11 protein-coding genes, 5 tRNA genes and 3 rRNA genes are annotated in these 17,038 nt (G+C 53.4%); 4 read left to right on the top strand and 15 right to left on the bottom strand.

From position 1 onward, the window contains the following. Positions 1-22: 22 nt before the first annotated feature. Positions 23-709, bottom strand: coding sequence for a DNA-3-methyladenine glycosylase I (locus tag NH461_RS02985; protein ID WP_261601825.1), 687 nt, complete (start codon positions 707-709; stop codon positions 23-25). Between the two features lie 82 nt (positions 710-791). Here NH461_RS02985 and NH461_RS02980 point away from each other — a divergent pair, with 82 nt between their 5' ends. Beyond that, complete coding sequence (locus NH461_RS02980; RefSeq protein ID WP_261601824.1) at positions 792-1,103, top strand: YebG family protein; 312 nt, start codon at positions 792-794, stop codon at positions 1,101-1,103. A gap of 276 nt (positions 1,104-1,379) precedes the next feature. Then, the gene (dapD, locus tag NH461_RS02975) at positions 1,380-2,411 is read left to right on the top strand and encodes a 2,3,4,5-tetrahydropyridine-2,6-dicarboxylate N-succinyltransferase (RefSeq protein WP_261601823.1); all 1,032 of its coding nucleotides are present in this window, start codon (positions 1,380-1,382) and stop codon (positions 2,409-2,411) included. Positions 2,412-2,488: 77 nt separating this feature from the next. Here dapD and NH461_RS02970 read toward each other — a convergent pair whose 3' ends face one another. The 12 genes from NH461_RS02970 to clpB all read right to left on the bottom strand — a co-directional run bounded on the left by NH461_RS02970 (position 2,489) and on the right by clpB (position 13,792). Continuing rightward, positions 2,489-2,815, bottom strand: a complete 327-nt coding sequence (locus NH461_RS02970; RefSeq protein ID WP_261601822.1) for a DUF2799 domain-containing protein — start codon at positions 2,813-2,815, stop codon at positions 2,489-2,491. Positions 2,816-2,874: 59 nt separating this feature from the next. Beyond that, on the bottom strand, positions 2,875-4,080 hold the full coding sequence (locus tag NH461_RS02965) for a multidrug effflux MFS transporter (protein WP_261601821.1): 1,206 nt from the start codon (positions 4,078-4,080) through the stop codon (positions 2,875-2,877). Positions 4,081-4,241: 161 nt separating this feature from the next. Beyond that, positions 4,242-4,541 carry a hypothetical protein gene (locus tag NH461_RS02960; RefSeq protein WP_261601820.1) on the bottom strand — a complete coding sequence of 100 codons (300 nt, stop codon included), beginning with the start codon at positions 4,539-4,541 and terminating at the stop codon, positions 4,242-4,244. Between the two features lie 481 nt (positions 4,542-5,022). Further along, positions 5,023-5,099, bottom strand: a tRNA-Asp gene (locus NH461_RS02955). 14 nt (positions 5,100-5,113) lie between these two features. Then, positions 5,114-5,229: ribosomal RNA gene (rrf, locus tag NH461_RS02950) — 5S ribosomal RNA — on the bottom strand. Between the two features lie 148 nt (positions 5,230-5,377). Then, positions 5,378-8,266, bottom strand: a 23S ribosomal RNA gene (locus NH461_RS02945). A gap of 293 nt (positions 8,267-8,559) precedes the next feature. Next, positions 8,560-8,635 (bottom strand) — tRNA-Ala (locus tag NH461_RS02940). A gap of 91 nt (positions 8,636-8,726) precedes the next feature. Then, positions 8,727-8,802: transfer RNA gene (locus NH461_RS02935), tRNA-Val, on the bottom strand. Between the two features lie 66 nt (positions 8,803-8,868). Further along, positions 8,869-8,944 (bottom strand) — tRNA-Lys (locus NH461_RS02930). Between the two features lies 1 nt (position 8,945). Next, positions 8,946-9,021, bottom strand: a tRNA-Glu gene (locus NH461_RS02925). A 96-nt stretch (positions 9,022-9,117) separates the two neighbouring features. Continuing rightward, positions 9,118-10,683: ribosomal RNA gene (locus NH461_RS02920) — 16S ribosomal RNA — on the bottom strand. The 16S, 23S and 5S rRNA genes sit together here with 5 tRNA genes alongside, the layout of an rRNA operon. Before the next feature lie 535 nt (positions 10,684-11,218). Continuing rightward, positions 11,219-13,792, bottom strand: a complete 2,574-nt coding sequence (clpB, locus tag NH461_RS02915) for an ATP-dependent chaperone ClpB (RefSeq protein ID WP_261601819.1) — start codon at positions 13,790-13,792, stop codon at positions 11,219-11,221. A 233-nt stretch (positions 13,793-14,025) separates the two neighbouring features. Here clpB and NH461_RS02910 point away from each other — a divergent pair, with 233 nt between their 5' ends. Beyond that, the gene (locus tag NH461_RS02910) at positions 14,026-14,418 is read left to right on the top strand and encodes a hypothetical protein (protein WP_261601818.1); all 393 of its coding nucleotides are present in this window, start codon (positions 14,026-14,028) and stop codon (positions 14,416-14,418) included. A gap of 13 nt (positions 14,419-14,431) precedes the next feature. Here NH461_RS02910 and pgeF read toward each other — a convergent pair whose 3' ends face one another. Continuing rightward, a complete protein-coding gene (gene pgeF, locus NH461_RS02905) occupies positions 14,432-15,163 on the bottom strand; it encodes a peptidoglycan editing factor PgeF (RefSeq protein WP_261601817.1) in 732 nt (243 codons plus the stop codon). Between the two features lies 1 nt (position 15,164). Continuing rightward, the gene (gene rluD / locus NH461_RS02900) at positions 15,165-16,139 is read right to left on the bottom strand and encodes a 23S rRNA pseudouridine(1911/1915/1917) synthase RluD (RefSeq protein ID WP_261601816.1); all 975 of its coding nucleotides are present in this window, start codon (positions 16,137-16,139) and stop codon (positions 15,165-15,167) included. A gap of 137 nt (positions 16,140-16,276) precedes the next feature. On the opposite strand from rluD, the gene bamD reads away from it, so the two are divergent. Then, entirely contained in the window at positions 16,277-17,002 is a 726-nt protein-coding gene (gene bamD, locus NH461_RS02895) for an outer membrane protein assembly factor BamD (protein ID WP_261601815.1), read from the top strand. The last annotated feature ends 36 nt before the right edge of the window (positions 17,003-17,038 follow it).

The raw sequence follows: 17,038 nt of genomic DNA, 5'->3' as shown, positions 1-17,038 counted from the left end.
CTTCCGGCCGCTCTGTCGCGCTTTACACCCGGTTGTCACCCAGACTGAAAGCAATGATCTGGCTGATCTGACACAGCGGTCGGCCGGATTCCTGCTGCCAGGCGCTGAACGCCTGCTGCATCGCCTGTTGCGAGCGCTGGGTATCCTTGCCGCCGTCGATGATCCCGGTATGACGCAGATAGGCTTCAACATCCTGGCTCACGATGAAGGTATCCTTGCCCATCACCCGCAGCGTATACGGGCCGGTATTGCCACCCAGCCGCTGGCCGTGCTTTTTCAGATAGCGCCACAACCCGGTGATATCCTCGCTCGGCCAGTCGGCCACCATCGCCGAAAACGAGCCATGTTTCAGCGCGGCTTCATGGATCATCTGAGCATTGGCCGGAATAGTCATCACTTTGCCCAGATGGCGGATGATTGCCGGATCAGTGGCCTTGCGCTCCCACATTTCCGTCGGCATCAGCAACATTTTCTCGATGTCAAAACCAAAGAAGACTTCCTCGAAATTGGGCCACTTGCTGAGCACCACTTTCCAGCTCATCCCGGACTGAAACACTTTCTGGGAAAAAGCCGCCAGCCAGCGGCTGTCCGGAATTGCTTTGATTTCGTCTGCAGTGAGCGGTGTCGCCAGTAAGCTTTCCAACACCGCATCGCCGCCTTTACGCGCCGCTGCACGCGCATAAATCTGATCGAATTTTTCTCTCGCCATCACATTAATTCGCTTCCCTCTGGACAATAGCTACCATGCTACTGTATAAACAGCCAGTAAATCAATTTCGGAGAGGGTGACCATGGCTGTTATCGTCAAATATGTGGTTGAGCGCAACGGAGAAGAAAAGATGACTTTCACCTCTAAGTCCGAAGCCGACGCATACGACAAAATGCTGGATATGGCTGACGAGATGTTTGCTTTACTGAGTGAAAGTGAGCTGTTCGAAGACGAAGCCAAGCAAGAAGAACTATCAATGTTCCTGGCGCAAAAGCGTGAAGACGTGCTGATCGCACTGGGTGCCAAGAAAAAACCGGCCCCGAAAAAGAAACCGGCCAAGTCGGTTGAAGCCAGCGCTGACGAAGTATCAGAATCCGCGCAAGATGCTGCCTGAGTCCGCTCAGCTTTAACGCATTCTTTTGAATAAACCTCCTTTACGGAGGTTTATTTGTGCATAAAAACCAATTCAATCTGATTACTTTCTCAAACCTCACCTCAGTTCCCGGTGCGATCCGCATCAATCTGCCACCAATTTTCATTCAATTACCCGCTCCCCCTTCAATATCGCGCCAAGTGTCATTATGATGGGTTTATTCACGATGAGCTGCATAGACAAACCACTCGTCTCAACTGCACAGCTCAATCATTTTGACATGGAGAACATTCAATCATGGCCAGCTTTGCCCTCGCCCTTGGTACTGCAACCAAAAACCGCGATAACAAAATCATTGAAGCTTTCTTTCCGGCACCTGTCCTGAACCCGTCTGATGCGCTGGTTTCAGCGATTGCAGATGTCATCGACTACAAAGAAGGCAACCAGGCCATTGAAGTCACCCCGGCCCAATGTGCAGCATTAGCGACTGCGTTCAACACCGCCGGTGAGGAGAAAAGCGCCCAGTTTGCCGCCAAAGCATCCCTGTCTTCGCAGCCACTGGTGATTGTTGTGCTGGCGAGCGATGCTGCGCCGACGTCCGTTGCCGAAGGTTTCCTGAAACTCCAACTGATCTCGCACCGCCTGGTGAAGCCACACGGTGTGGTGCTGGACGGTATTTTCGGCCTGCTGCATAACATCGCTTGGACCAACCAAGGCCCGATCGACCTGCCGGAGCTGGAAGAACGCCAGATCGAAGCGCGCCTGAACGGCGAAACCCTGACCGTCGATTGTGTCGACAAATTCCCGAAAATGGTGGATTACGTGGTTCCTGCCGGGGTGCGCATTGCTGATACGTCACGTGTTCGTCTGGGTGCCCACGTGGGTGAAGGCACGACTGTCATGCACGAAGGCTTTATCAACTTCAATGCCGGTACTGCTGGTGTGAGTATGGTGGAAGGTCGTATTTCTGCCGGTGTCATGGTTGGTGAAGGCTCAGATATCGGCGGCGGCGCCTCCATCATGGGGACCCTGAGCGGTGGCGGTAAAGTCGTGGTTTCAATCGGTGAGAACAGCCTGCTGGGTGCCAACGCCGGTCTTGGCTTCCCGCTGGGTGATCGCTGCACCATCGAGTCCGGCCTGTACGTCACAGCAGGCTCAAAAATCCGTATGCTTGATGCAAACGGTCAAGAAGTGGAAGTGGTGAAAGCCCGCGATCTGGCCGGAAAATCCGATCTGCTGTTCCGTCGCAACTCCGTCACCGGCCAAATCGAGTGCCTGACCAACAAGACGGCTGTAGAACTGAACAGCGAGCTGCACAGCAACAACTAATAATCCCAAGCTTAAATGACGAAAAAGGCTGCGTTTGCAGCCTTTTTGATGCCCGGATGACAGGATTAACTCAAACGCTAGTAGCCACGCTCTACTAAACCATAACTGCCCTGGTGCGGCTTGCAATCATCCGGATAACCGGGGTTCACCACCGTGGTGACTTGTTTCTTGTCACTGCAATACTCATACCGTCCCCGCAAATAGCCGGCTCGATATTCTTCGTAGTCCGTTTCCGTCATCGCGCCCTGTTTACCGAGCCGCTTTTCATCCCACTCCAGGTAACCCTGCTTGCCGTGATAAGCCCCCAACTGCTCCCATGCATCCTTCTGTGACAACTCTGCTTCATAGGGGGTGACACAGGCCGCCAACAGGAGCCCGGCTACTAAAAGACTGTGCTTGAACATCTTATCGCCTATTACAGATTCACTTCAGCAGTCTTAATTATGGTTCAACTTGTTCGCCATTACCGGACTTCACTCAGCGAGGCAACCGCCTGTTGTCCGCTGGAACTGCGGGTCCCCAGCGTGACCAGAAGCAAGCCGGTCAAGGCTGCCATCAGGATCACCCCACCCAACTGTGCCGGTTGCTGGATCCCGGCCTTCAACAACAGACTACTGGCCAAGGAAGCAAACATCATCTGGCAGGCGCCGGAAAGTGCCGACACAGTGCCGGATCGTTCGCGGTACGGCACCAACAGCAATGACTGGGCACAGGGAAACGCCAGACCATTGGCCATCGCCAGAAAAAAGTGGCCGGCGATCATCCATGTCGGCACCAGCGGCGATACCATCAGGATCAGGCCCGCGGTCAATTGCAGAAAAGGGGCGATGAGGAGCATCCGGTGAGCCCCAAACTTCGGACTCAGCCGTTGGCACAGTAAACCACCGGAGAGAAACCCGATTGCCGGCACCATCGCCCACAGCGCATATTCATCGGAGGGCATCCCGATTTGCACTTGCATGATAAACGGCAGCAGCGAGATCGCCAGCACAACCAAGGCAAAATTCAGCCAACCAATTCCGGCAAAAATCAAAAAATGGCGCTCACGCAACAGCGACCCATAAGACATCATCAACTGCCCGACCGAGTGCGACTGGACCGGTTTGACCAAGGTTTCTTTAAACGTCATCGCCATCAGCAACCAGATCACCGCAACATATCCCAGCAGTAATCCAAAAACCGCCAGCCAACCGGCATAGTGGTTGATTAATCCGCCCAGCACGGGCGCAATAATCGGGGTGAATGCCGCCACAATGGCCACCCAGCTCATGGCTTTCACCAGGTGGTGACTCAGGTAACTGTCGCGGATTGTCGCACGGGCCAACACGGACACACTCCCGGCGCCCAGCCCCTGAATACAGCGACCGACCAGCAGCCAGGTAAACGAATCCGCCTGAAACACCGCAATCAATAAGCCGGCCATGGCGATCAATAAACCGGACAGCAACACCGGCCGACGGCCAATCACATCTGACAGCGGCCCGTAGATCAACTGAGAGCCGCCGAATCCGAGCAAATAACCGGAAACCAGATACTGAGCCTGATCGGCACTGATCCCAAGATCCTGCGCGATCCAGGGCAATGACGGAAAGATCAATCCGAGGCTCAGCTGACCGATGCTGACAATCAAACATGCCAACAGCAAGGGTTTCCAGTGAAATCTGTCCATATCGCTCCTGTGATCTTCTTGATTCAACTGCCCGGACGCGGGCGATCTATTTATTATCCATAACAATCGGCAAACAAGAAGCAGCGTATTCTACAGAGATTATTTCTTAACAGGAAAGAATGGGAACCGCCCGGTATTTGGGCGGCATCACAACTGTGGGATTACTTATTGATGGTATACGTGAAAGGCTTGGAGAAGGAGAATTTACTCCCGGTCGTCGTGACCTTATTTTGCTTCATCGCTACCAACACTTCTTTCTGGATCCGGATCAGCGAGAAAAAGCGGATCACCATAAAGACGATAAAGATCGGCATGATCACCTGGGCAATCGGGGTCGACTGCATCACCAGATCGTTCAGCAACCAACCACCGAGCATCAGTAGCATGAGATACAAAGAGTGAGGCTTCAGCACAATCTGAATTGCTTGCTCGGTTTCAGTACGTTCAACAAAGAATTTCATGAGATGTTATCCATTCCGGTTTGTGGCCATACCCTCTCACAATCGCTAAGGCCACCACAAGTCCCAATTGCAGCGCCAGCGCAAAGAGTTGTAAACGGGTATGACAATCCAGGGAAACAAATAGCAAAAAGCCCAGTCTTTCGTCGGGGACGCCTATTCTGGGATTTTTAAAGAATGGCGGAGCGGCTGGGCCGGCATTCCGGCGGGACTCGAACCCGCGATTGCCTTCGGCAGCGTGACAGGCCGCTGCTTTCAAGGTAAAAAACTAACCAACTGAACAACCGCTCTATACTGCACATACAAAAAATCCCCAGCATTGCTGCTAGGGACTTAATGATTGGCGGAGCGGACGGGACTCGAACCCGCGATTGCCTTCGGCAGCGTGACAGACCGCTGCTTTCAAGGTAAAAAACTAACTGAACAACCAATCTATACTGCGCATACAAAAAATCCCCAGAATTTCTGCTAGGGACTTAATGATTGGCGGAGTGGACGGGACTCGAACCCGCGACCCCCGGCGTGACAGGCCGGTATTCTAACCAACTGAACTACCACTCCGCACTAAATTGGAAGCCTGGCGATGTCCTACTCTCACATGGGGAGGCCCCACACTACCATCGGCGCTGCTGCGTTTCACTGCTGAGTTCGGCATGGGATCAGGTGGGTCCGCAACGCTATGGTCGCCAAGCAAATTCGACGTGAAGGGATTCACGAATATCGCGATGCCATGGATGGCAAGGAGCGATGTGACCCTACACTAAATCTGGAAAAGTTAACTAGTATCTCAAACACTCATTCAAGTGCTCATGGAGTCCGTAAAACCCCTTGGGTGTTGTATGGTTAAGCCGCACGGGCAATTAGTACAGGTTAGCTCAACGCCTCACAGCGCTTACACACCCTGCCTATCAACGTCGTAGTCTACGACAACCCTTCAGAAGGCTTAAAGCCTTGGGGATGACTCATCTTGAGGCTCGCTTCCCGCTTAGATGCTTTCAGCGGTTATCGATTCCGAACTTAGCTACCGGGCAATGCGTCTGGCGACACAACCCGAACACCAGCGGTTCGTCCACTCCGGTCCTCTCGTACTAGGAGCAGCCCCTCTCAATCATCCAACGCCCACGGCAGATAGGGACCGAACTGTCTCACGACGTTCTAAACCCAGCTCGCGTACCACTTTAAATGGCGAACAGCCATACCCTTGGGACCGACTTCAGCCCCAGGATGTGATGAGCCGACATCGAGGTGCCAAACACCGCCGTCGATATGAACTCTTGGGCGGTATCAGCCTGTTATCCCCGGAGTACCTTTTATCCGTTGAGCGATGGCCCTTCCATTCAGAACCACCGGATCACTATGACCTGCTTTCGCACCTGCTCGAACCGTCATTCTCGCAGTCAAGCGGGCTTATGCCATTGCACTAACCTCACGATGTCCGACCGTGATTAGCCCACCTTCGTGCTCCTCCGTTACGCTTTGGGAGGAGACCGCCCCAGTCAAACTACCCACCAGGCACTGTCCGCACCCCCGATAAGGGGGCGACGTTAGAACATCAACACTACAAGGGTGGTATTTCAAGGACGGCTCCACAGATACTGGCGTACCTGCTTCGAAGCCTCCCACCTATCCTACACATGTAGGGTCAATGTTCAGTGCCAAGCTGTAGTAAAGGTTCACGGGGTCTTTCCGTCTAGCCGCGGGTACGCAGCATCTTCACTGCGATTTCAATTTCACTGAGTCTCGGGTGGAGACAGCGTGGCCATCATTACGCCATTCGTGCAGGTCGGAACTTACCCGACAAGGAATTTCGCTACCTTAGGACCGTTATAGTTACGGCCGCCGTTTACCGGGGCTTCGATCAAGAGCTTCTCCGAAGATAACCCCATCAATTAACCTTCCGGCACCGGGCAGGCGTCACACCGTATACGTCATCTTTCGATTTTGCACAGTGCTGTGTTTTTAATAAACAGTTGCAGCCACCTGGTATCTGCGACTCTCAATAGCTCCATCCGCGAGGGACTTCACCGTCAAGAGCGTACCTTCTCCCGAAGTTACGGTACCATTTTGCCTAGTTCCTTCACCCGAGTTCTCTCAAGCGCCTTGGTATTCTCTACCCGACCACCTGTGTCGGTTTGGGGTACGATTCCTTACTATCTGAAGCTTAGAGGCTTTTCCCGGAAGCATGGCATCAATGACTTCAGTGCCGTAGCACCTCGACATCGGGTCTCAGCCTTGAGATGGTCCGGATTTGCCTAAACCATCAGCCTACACCCTTGAACCTGGACAACCGTCGCCAGGCCCACCTAGCCTTCTCCGTCCCCCCATCGCAATAGTAAGAAGTACGGGAATATTAACCCGTTTCCCATCGACTACGCCTTTCGGCCTCGCCTTAGGGGTCGACTCACCCTGCCCCGATTAACGTTGGACAGGAACCCTTGGTCTTCCGGCGAGGAGGTTTTTCACCCCCTTTATCGTTACTCATGTCAGCATTCGCACTTCTGATACCTCCAGCAGCCCTTACAGACCACCTTCAACAGCTTACAGAACGCTCCCCTACCCAATGTAGTAAACTACATTGCCGCAGCTTCGGTGTATCGCTTAGCCCCGTTAAATCTTCCGCGCAGGCCGACTCGACCAGTGAGCTATTACGCTTTCTTTAAATGATGGCTGCTTCTAAGCCAACATCCTGGCTGTCTGAGCCTTCCCACATCGTTTCCCACTTAGCGATAACTTTGGGACCTTAGCTGGCGGTCTGGGTTGTTTCCCTCTCCACGACGGACGTTAGCACCCGCCGTGTGTCTCCCGGATAGTACTTACTGGTATTCGGAGTTTGCAAAGGGTTGGTAAGTCGGGATGACCCCCTAGCCTTAACAGTGCTCTACCCCCAGTAGTATTCGTCCGAGGCGCTACCTAAATAGCTTTCGGGGAGAACCAGCTATCTCCAGGTTTGATTGGCCTTTCACCCCTAGCCACAAGTCATCCGCTAATTTTTCAACATTAGTCGGTTCGGTCCTCCAGTGCGTGTTACCGCACCTTCAACCTGCCCATGGCTAGATCACCTGGTTTCGGGTCTAATCCCAGCAACTGCACGCCCAGTTAAGACTCGGTTTCCCTACGGCTCCCCTAGATGGTTAACCTTGCTACTGAAATTAAGTCGCTGACCCATTATACAAAAGGTACGCAGTCACACCACGAAGGTGCTCCTACTGCTTGTACGTACACGGTTTCAGGTTCTATTTCACTCCCCTCACAGGGGTTCTTTTCGCCTTTCCCTCACGGTACTGGTTCACTATCGGTCAGTCAGGAGTATTTAGCCTTGGAGGATGGTCCCCCCATCTTCAGACAAGATAACACGTGTCCCGTCCTACTCGTTTTCACTTTAAATGCGTTGTCGGCTACGGGGCTATCACCCTGTATCGCGGCACTTTCCAGAGCCTTCACCTGACGCATAAAAAGCTTAAGGGCTAATCCGGTTTCGCTCGCCGCTACTGCCGGAATCTCGGTTGATTTCTCTTCCTCGGGGTACTTAGATGTTTCAGTTCCCCCGGTTCGCCTCATTAAGCTATGTATTCACTTAATGATAACTGCTTCTGCAGCTGGGTTTCCCCATTCGGAAATCGCAGACTCAAGTGGCTCTTACTGCCTCATCTGCGCTTATCGCAAGTTAGTACGTCCTTCATCGCCTCTGACTGCCCAGGCATCCACCGTGTACGCTTAGTCACTTAACCATACAACCCCAAAGGGTCTGTGTGGTAAACAACCAAGGTTTCCATCTGAGTAAAAGATGGAATAGTTTGTTTTGCCGGACTCTTTGTCTGTCTTCACTTTGAAAAGTGAAGACAAACTTACACAAGACACTTGAATGTGTATTGCTTGAGAACTCGTTTCTCTTTCGAGAAACAATAATTTCGATTCCTAAAAATCGAATTACTAGTCAGCTTTCCAGATTGTTAAAGAGCATGTGTTGTTATCCCGAAGGGACAGACACTTTCTAACGACACTCGTAAGTGTGTTTAGAAAGTGGTGGAGCTAGGCGGGATCGAACCGCCGACCTCTTGCATGCCATGCAAGCGCTCTCCCAGCTGAGCTATAGCCCCATCATGTGGTGCTTTTTCTTTAGGCAAGGTCTCGTATTTCGACGTTTAGTTCGCTAAACGAGAAATGCGATAACGCAGCATAAAGGAAAAGTGGTGGGCGATACCGGGCTCGAACCAGTGACCCCCTCCTTGTAAGGGAGGTGCTCTCCCAACTGAGCTAATCGCCCTCCGTATTTCAGCTTGTTTTCACTTTTGTAAAAGTGAAATCAAAACTGCCATCTTCGAGGAGAAGATGGTGGGTCGTGCAGGATTCGAACCTGCGACCAATTGATTAAAAGTCAACTGCTCTACCAACTGAGCTAACGACCCGTGGCGTCCCATAGGGGAGTCGAACCCCTGTTACCGCCGTGAAAGGGCGGTGTCCTAGGCCTCTAGACGAATGGGACTTTGGTTTCTAAGTTTGGGCACTTAGAAAAACATGTTCTTTCTATTTCGACCAAGCAATCTGTGTGGACACTGCATCAAACAATGCGTCATATCGTTAAGGAGGTGATCCAGCCCCAGGTTCCCCTAGGGCTACCTTGTTACGACTTCACCCCAGTCATGAACCACACCGTGGTAAACGCCCTCCCGAAGGTTAAGCTATCTACTTCTGGTGCAGCCCACTCCCATGGTGTGACGGGCGGTGTGTACAAGGCCCGGGAACGTATTCACCGTGGCATTCTGATCCACGATTACTAGCGATTCCGACTTCATGGAGTCGAGTTGCAGACTCCAATCCGGACTACGACGCACTTTTTGGGATTCGCTCACTATCGCTAGCTTGCAGCCCTCTGTATGCGCCATTGTAGCACGTGTGTAGCCCTACTCGTAAGGGCCATGATGACTTGACGTCGTCCCCACCTTCCTCCGGTTTATCACCGGCAGTCTCCCTGGAGTTCCCACCCGAAGTGCTGGCAAACAAGGATAAGGGTTGCGCTCGTTGCGGGACTTAACCCAACATTTCACAACACGAGCTGACGACAGCCATGCAGCACCTGTCTCAGAGTTCCCGAAGGCACCAATCCATCTCTGGAAAGTTCTCTGGATGTCAAGAGTAGGTAAGGTTCTTCGCGTTGCATCGAATTAAACCACATGCTCCACCGCTTGTGCGGGCCCCCGTCAATTCATTTGAGTTTTAATCTTGCGACCGTACTCCCCAGGCGGTCTACTTAACGCGTTAGCTCCGAAAGCCAGTGTTCAAGACACCAACCTCCAAGTAGACATCGTTTACGGCGTGGACTACCAGGGTATCTAATCCTGTTTGCTCCCCACGCTTTCGCATCTGAGCGTCAGTCTTTGTCCAGGGGGCCGCCTTCGCCACCGGTATTCCTTCAGATCTCTACGCATTTCACCGCTACACCTGAAATTCTACCCCCCTCTACAAGACTCTAGCCTGCCAGTTCCAAATGCGATTCCGAGGTTGAGCCCCGGGCTTTCACATCTGGCTTAACAAGCCGCCTGCATGCGCTTTACGCCCAGTAATTCCGATTAACGCTCGCACCCTCCGTATTACCGCGGCTGCTGGCACGGAGTTAGCCGGTGCTTCTTCTGTCGCTAACGTCAAACAACTAAGCTATTAACTTAGCCGCCTTCCTCACGACTGAAAGTGCTTTACAACCCGAAGGCCTTCTTCACACACGCGGCATGGCTGCATCAGGGTTTCCCCCATTGTGCAATATTCCCCACTGCTGCCTCCCGTAGGAGTCTGGACCGTGTCTCAGTTCCAGTGTGGCTGATCATCCTCTCAGACCAGCTAGGGATCGTCGCCTAGGTGAGCCGTTACCCCACCTACTAGCTAATCCCACCTGGGCCAATCTTAGCGCGAGAGGCCCGAAGGTCCCCCTCTTTGCTCCCATCTCGCAAAAGACAGGAGATTATGCGGTATTAGCCATCGTTTCCAATGGTTATCCCCCACACTAAGGCATGTTCCCAGGCATTACTCACCCGTCCGCCGCTCGCCGCCCAACAAATCACCCGAAGGGTCAATGTTGTCGCTGCCGCTCGACTTGCATGTGTTAGGCCTGCCGCCAGCGTTCAATCTGAGCCATGATCAAACTCTTCAATTAAAGATTTTTTGGCTCAATGAATACTGATTGTTTCAACTCCTCTTTACTTCGTAAAGAATGAGCGAAACGAATTGACTGTGCCGATATAGCCGAAGCTATGTCGTATTGGTCACTCAGTTCATTGATAACCTGTTTGCTTTCGCTTTTTAAAGCGAAGACAAATAAGCTTTGACTATCATTTCACGAGTGCCCACACAGATTGCATGGTCAAATTGTTAAAGAACTTTTCTTTCACGTCACTGGCTTATCTCGCCACATTCCGTGTCAGTGAGGCGGCATTATAGAGACTTGGATCGCATTGGCAAGAGGCTTTTTAGAAAAAAATCACCAAAAACGGCCAAGAGACCAAACATTGACCAATGCGTGATTTGTGAGTGTGTTTTTTCACCACTTATGTTGCCCTTGGCCGGCAATTCAGATGTTCAGATATAAACAAGGCAGACCAAAGCTCTCCTACATGAAAAAATCTCTCATATAAAAAGCCCCCACTCTATTCAAGTGAGGGCTTTCGATTTCCGGGAAGTTTAATCACGCATCACTGCTTCGCGACAATCTTACCGTCTTCAGCCGAGACCGCGATGGCCTTACCCGGCTCAAACTTGCCCGACAGGATGTCCTGCGCCAGCGGATTCTCCAGATAATGCTGAATCGCACGTTTCAGCGGACGGGCACCATATACCGGATCAAACCCTGCTTCAGCCATCAGCTCCAGCGCACTGTCCTTCACCTCCAGCAGGTAATCGCGTTCTTGCAGACGTTTCACCAAACGCTCCATCTGGATTGACGCGATATTCTTGATATGCGCTTCGCCCAGAGGGTGGAAGACCACGGTTTCATCGACCCGGTTAATGAACTCAGGGCGGAAATGATGGTTGACCACATCCATCACCGTTTGCTTCATCCCGTCATAATCCAACTCACCGAAGTGTTCCTGGATCCGATCCGACCCCAGGTTCGAGGTCATGATCACCACAGCATTACGAAAATCGACCGTTCTGCCCTGACCATCGGTCAGGCGACCGTCATCCAGCACCTGAAGCAGAATGTTGAACACATCCGGATGCGCTTTTTCCACCTCATCAAGCAGAATCACAGAGTACGGCTTGCGGCGAACCGCTTCAGTCAGGTAGCCCCCTTCCTCATAGCCGACATAGCCCGGAGGTGCCCCCACCAGACGAGCAACCGAGTGTTTCTCCATAAATTCCGACATATCAATACGGACCATGGCGTCATCACTGTCGAACATAAAGTTCGCCAGGGTTTTACACAGTTCGGTTTTCCCGACTCCGGTCGGGCCGAGGAACAGGAATGAGCCAATCGGACGATTCGGATCCGACAACCCGGCCCGGCTACGGCGAATCGCATTCGCCACCGCATCCACGGCTTCATTCTGGCCAATCACCCGTTTGTGTAATGCCTCTTCCATGCGCAGCAGTTTTTCCCGCTCCCCTTCGAGCATTTTCGCCACCGGGATCCCGGTCTGACGTGACAGCACTTCTGCGATTTCAGCATCAGTGACCCGGTTCTTCAGCAGGCTCATCTCCTGCATCTCTGCCTGCGTGGCCAAGTCCAGCTGTTTTTCCAAAGCCGGGATCTTGCCATACTGCAATTCCGACATCCGGTTTAAATCCCCGGCACGGCGTGCCACTTCCATATCTGTCCGTGCCTGCTCCAGCTCTGACTTGATATGCTGCGTCCCCGAGAGGGCTGCTTTTTCTGCATTCCACACCTCTTCCAGTTCGGCATATTCACGCTCTTTGCTGTCCAGCTCTTCGCGCAAATCATTTAAGCGCTTCTTACTGGCCTCATCGCTCTCTTTTTCCATCGCCTGCTGTTCAATCTTGAGCTGAACAATCCGGCGCTCGAGGCGATCGAGCGACTCCGGCTTAGAATCAATTTGCATCCGGATACTGGACGCGGCCTCATCGATCAGGTCAATCGCCTTGTCCGGCAGCTGACGATCCGACACATAACGGTGGGACAGGCTGGCCGCGGCGACGATTGCCGGGTCCGTAATTTCTACATGGTGGTGCAGCTCATAGCGCTCTTTCAGTCCTCGCAGGATCGCCACGGTATCTTCCACTGTCGGCTCTTCCACCAGCACTTTCTGGAAGCGGCGCTCAAGTGCGGCATCTTTTTCAACGTACTGACGGTATTCATCTAACGTCGTAGCGCCGACGCAATGCAACTCACCGCGCGCCAAGGCCGGCTTGAGCATATTCCCGGCATCCATGGCGCCTTCGCCTTTCCCGGCACCGACCATGGTATGCAGCTCATCGACAAAGAGGATCACGTTCCCTTCTTCCTGAGCCAGTTCATTGAGCACCGCTTTAAGGCGCTCTTCAAATTCGCCGCGATATTTGGCCCCGGCAATCAAGGCGCCCATATCCAGCGACAGCACCCGCTTGTGACGCAACCCTTCCGGAACCTCGCCGTTGACAATTCGCTGCGCCAACCCTTCGACGATGGCTGTCTTCCCGACACCCGGCTCACCGATCAGCACCGGGTTGTTCTTGGTCCGGCGCTGCAACACCTGGATGGTGCGGCGGATCTCATCATCCCGGCCAATCACCGGATCCAGCTTGCCCTGCTCGGCCCGCTCTGTCAGGTCAATGGTATATTTCTCAAGTGCCTGGCGATTGTCTTCTGCATTCGGATCATCAACGTTCTGACCACCACGCACTTGCTCAATGGCTTTTTCAACTTTATTTGCCGTCAGGCCCATCTGCTTGAGCAACTGTCCCAACGGACCTTTGTCATCCACCGCCGCCAAAATAAACAGCTCGGATGATATGAATTTGTCTTTGCGTTTTTGCGCCAGCTTGTCGCACATGTTCAGCAACATGCCCATGCCATGAGACAGCTGAACATCTCCGCCGATGCCACTCACTTTCGGCAGGCGATCAAGTTGCTCAGACAGGCTGGAACGAAGCTGGGAGACATCAATATCCAGGATCGTCAGTAACGGTCGAATCGTACTGCCATCCTGGTTCAGTAAGGCCAACATCAAGTGAGTCGGCTCGATATACTGATGGTCTCGCCCCAATGCTAACGATTGAGCATCAGAGATTGCCATCTGGAATTTACTAGTAAATCGGTCAAGACGCATGCGGCCCCCTATCATTGTCTGATCACAATCACTGATATGGTTGCCGAATCCGACATTTTCAAGTTTTCCACACCGAGAAATGCGTCAAATGGAACACTCTTGATGTAAACCTGCATCACAGTTCACCCCCAACGTGAATCCCCTCGCAGCCAACTCAGTAATGGCTTGGTTTCCGACAGATAGCCCGAAATAATTTCAAAATTCAGCAGCACCATTGGGCAGGGATGGACAAGATGATGAAAACAACCGCAGTCATTCGGCGCAGGAGGCTCCTTGGAGCCGCCCTGTTGTGGCTCGGGCTTCCCCGGGAAGCACATGCCAGCCAGTGCTTTGAAGAATTCAATGGTCAGGTGACGCTGGTGACGGTCGCACACTTTACTCCCGGCAACCGCGCCGGAAGCATTGTGAAAGAAAAAGTGGACGTCCTTCAGCGGATTTTGGCAGGTTCTGCTTTTCAGCGCAGCTCAGCGATAGAAAGTCATTTGTCGGCCTACACCGACCCACACGGTCAGCCGCAACTGATGATCACACTCAGTGCTTCTTATTCAGGAGGTTATGATGCTATCACGGCGCTTTTCGAGCATCCGGATCATTTGTCGATTGAGGTCACGCAATGCCAGGCCTGAGCCCGGCAAGGATTCACGATGGCTCAATCCAGATCAAGCTGGCCTGGCGGCCGGTGATGCCGTCACGGCGGTAGGAAAAGTATTGTTCCGGCTGGCTGTAGGTACACTGATCGCCACCAAAGATCTGATGAACCCCGGCACGCGCCAGTCGCTGGCGGGCCAGCAGATATAAATCAGCCAGCCATTTCTCACCCCGTGGCTGAAACGCGGCTTCCGCTTCCGGCATCACTGCCATAAATTGCGCGCGCACTTCACCGCCGACTTCAAAAGCGCTCGGTCCGATGGCCGGTCCCAGCCAGGCCAGGATCGTCTCGCCCGGTCCCGTAAATTTCGCCAGGGCCGCCTCCAGAATACCATCCGCCAACCCGCGCCAACCGGCATGTACTGCCGCCACCTGCGTGCCGTCCTGATCGCACAGCAACACCGGCAGACAGTCCGCCGTCATCACCGTACAAGCCACTCCGGGGGTTTGGGTATAGCTCCCATCCGCATCCGGCAAAGCCGAAGTTGGCGCCGTCAGGGTCAACACCCGGTTGCTGTGGATCTGATTGAGCCAGATCGGCGACCGGGCCAAATCTAAAGCCTGGCGCAGTGCTTCTCGATTCAACGCTACATGTTCAGACTGATCCCCGACATGGGCGCCCAGGTTCAATCCCTGATACGGCGGCAGGCTGATCCCCCCTTCACGGGTGGTCGAAACTGCCTTGATATGCACCGGTGCCGGCCAGTCGGGAGTCAGGAACATGTTAGTAGTCGTCCTCTGGGTGCTCTTCTTTGTCTTTGCGCAGAATATCCATCATCACCACCATATCGGTCGGCAATGGCGCATGCCACTCCATCAGCTCCCCGGTGATCGGGTGATCCAGACGTAACATGCGTGCATGCAGCGCCTGGCGATCAAACGCGCGCAGTGCCTGGATCAGCTCATCCGATGCATTGCGCGGCGGGCGCGGACGACCGCCATAGGTGGCATCTCCCACCAGCGGATGTGACAGATAGGACATATGCACCCGGATTTGGTGCGTCCGACCAGTTTCCAGGCGCAGAACAATGCGCGTGTGCTCGCGGTAATGCTCGGCCACCCGGTAATGCGTGATCGCCGGTTTCCCCAGCTCATGAACGGCCATGCAGGTACGTTTGGTCGAATGACGGCCAATTGGCTTTTCAACGATCCCGCCACCAGTCATTTTGCCCATGGCAATGGCTTCATATTCGCGGGTGATCTTGCGTTTTTGCAACGCGCGCACCAGGCGTGTTTGCGCCTGAATGGTTTTCGCCACCACCATCAGACCCGTCGTATCTTTATCCAGACGGTGAACGATCCCGGCCCGCGGCACTTCTGCCAACTCCGGACAGTGGTGCAGCAGGGCGTTCAGAACCGTCCCGTCCGGGGTACCGGCCCCCGGGTGAACAACAAAGTCACGCGGCTTGTTGAGCACCAGGATATGCTCATCTTCATAGACGATATTAAGCGGAATATCCTGAGCCATCCAGCGGACTTCATCTTCAATCTCGGCCTGAACAAGAAGCGACTCGCCCCCCATCATCTTGGTCCGTGGTTTCTTGACCACTTCACCATCCACCGATACCTTGCCATCCAGAATCCACTCTTTGATCCGAGAACGGGAGTAATCCGGATATAATTCTGCCAGCGCCTGATCCAGGCGTTGCCCTAGCTGGCTCTCGTTTACCGTATTTGTTAACTCTATTTGCTGTGCCATCGCGAACTTTTTCAAAAAGCGTGGGACTAAACGTCAAACGCTGCGTAAAATAACTTCATAGTGCCATTGTATCTGTTAACGGCCCTGTCCGTAATGGATCCACAGAAAATAAATTGACCAAGGAAACAGACGACACAATGAAACGCCTGACAATCTCGACTCTGCTTGCCGTTACCCTTCTTTCAGGCTGTTCCAGCACTGACGAAATTGTGCCCGATATTCCACCGTCCGAACTCTATGCCACCGCCCAGCAAGCGCTGCAGAGCGGCAGCTGGATCACGGCCATTGAGCGACTGGAAACATTGGACTCGCGTTATCCGTTTGGCGCCTACTCTGAACAGGTTCAGCTGGATCTGATTTATGCGTACTACAAGAATGATGATCTGGCACTGGCCGAAGCGACCATTGACCGCTTTAACCGCCTGAACCCGGCACATGAAAAGGCAGACTGGGTACTTTACATGCGCGGCCTGACCAACATGGCTCAGGATCGCAGCTTCCTGCACGATCTGTTTAATATCGAACGCCATGACCGGGATCCGGAGCCTTCCCGCCGCGCTTTCCGCGACTTTAAACGTCTGCTGGAACGCTACCCGAGCAGCCTGTACGCGGCCGATGCCAAAGCACGCATGGTCTTTTTGAAAAACCGACTGGCCGATTATGAGCTGGCAGCTGCCGACTACTATATCCGCCGCGAAGCCTGGGTCGCCGCGATCAACCGGGCGCAACAGCTGCAGCGTCACTACCCGGATACCCAGGCCGCGCGCCAGTCGCTGGCGCTGATGGAAACCGCCTATCAGCAGTTAAACCTGCAACAGCCGCTGGAGCATACCCGCGAGCTGATGACGCTGAATCCACAGTAAACACAAGAAGAGCCAACCGAAAACAAAAACAGCAGC

This window comes from Photobacterium sp. TY1-4 (genome assembly GCF_025398175.1).
Classification (GTDB): Bacteria; Pseudomonadota; Gammaproteobacteria; order Enterobacterales; family Vibrionaceae; genus Photobacterium.
Note: the sequence above shows the minus strand (reverse complement) of the source record. Positions and strands in the feature narration are given on the sequence as shown.

Coding starts and splice junctions, on each gene's coding strand:
- NH461_RS02985 (WP_261601825.1), bottom strand. CDS start 709: ATGGCGAGAGAAAAATTCGATCAGATTTATGCGCGTGCAGCGGCGCGT.
- NH461_RS02980 (WP_261601824.1), top strand. CDS start 792: ATGGCTGTTATCGTCAAATATGTGGTTGAGCGCAACGGAGAAGAAAAG.
- dapD (WP_261601823.1), top strand. CDS start 1,380: ATGGCCAGCTTTGCCCTCGCCCTTGGTACTGCAACCAAAAACCGCGAT.
- NH461_RS02970 (WP_261601822.1), bottom strand. CDS start 2,815: ATGTTCAAGCACAGTCTTTTAGTAGCCGGGCTCCTGTTGGCGGCCTGT.
- NH461_RS02965 (WP_261601821.1), bottom strand. CDS start 4,080: ATGGACAGATTTCACTGGAAACCCTTGCTGTTGGCATGTTTGATTGTC.
- NH461_RS02960 (WP_261601820.1), bottom strand. CDS start 4,541: ATGAAATTCTTTGTTGAACGTACTGAAACCGAGCAAGCAATTCAGATT.
- clpB (WP_261601819.1), bottom strand. CDS start 13,792: ATGCGTCTTGACCGATTTACTAGTAAATTCCAGATGGCAATCTCTGAT.
- NH461_RS02910 (WP_261601818.1), top strand. CDS start 14,026: ATGATGAAAACAACCGCAGTCATTCGGCGCAGGAGGCTCCTTGGAGCC.
- pgeF (WP_261601817.1), bottom strand. CDS start 15,163: ATGTTCCTGACTCCCGACTGGCCGGCACCGGTGCATATCAAGGCAGTT.
- rluD (WP_261601816.1), bottom strand. CDS start 16,139: ATGGCACAGCAAATAGAGTTAACAAATACGGTAAACGAGAGCCAGCTA.
- bamD (WP_261601815.1), top strand. CDS start 16,277: ATGAAACGCCTGACAATCTCGACTCTGCTTGCCGTTACCCTTCTTTCA.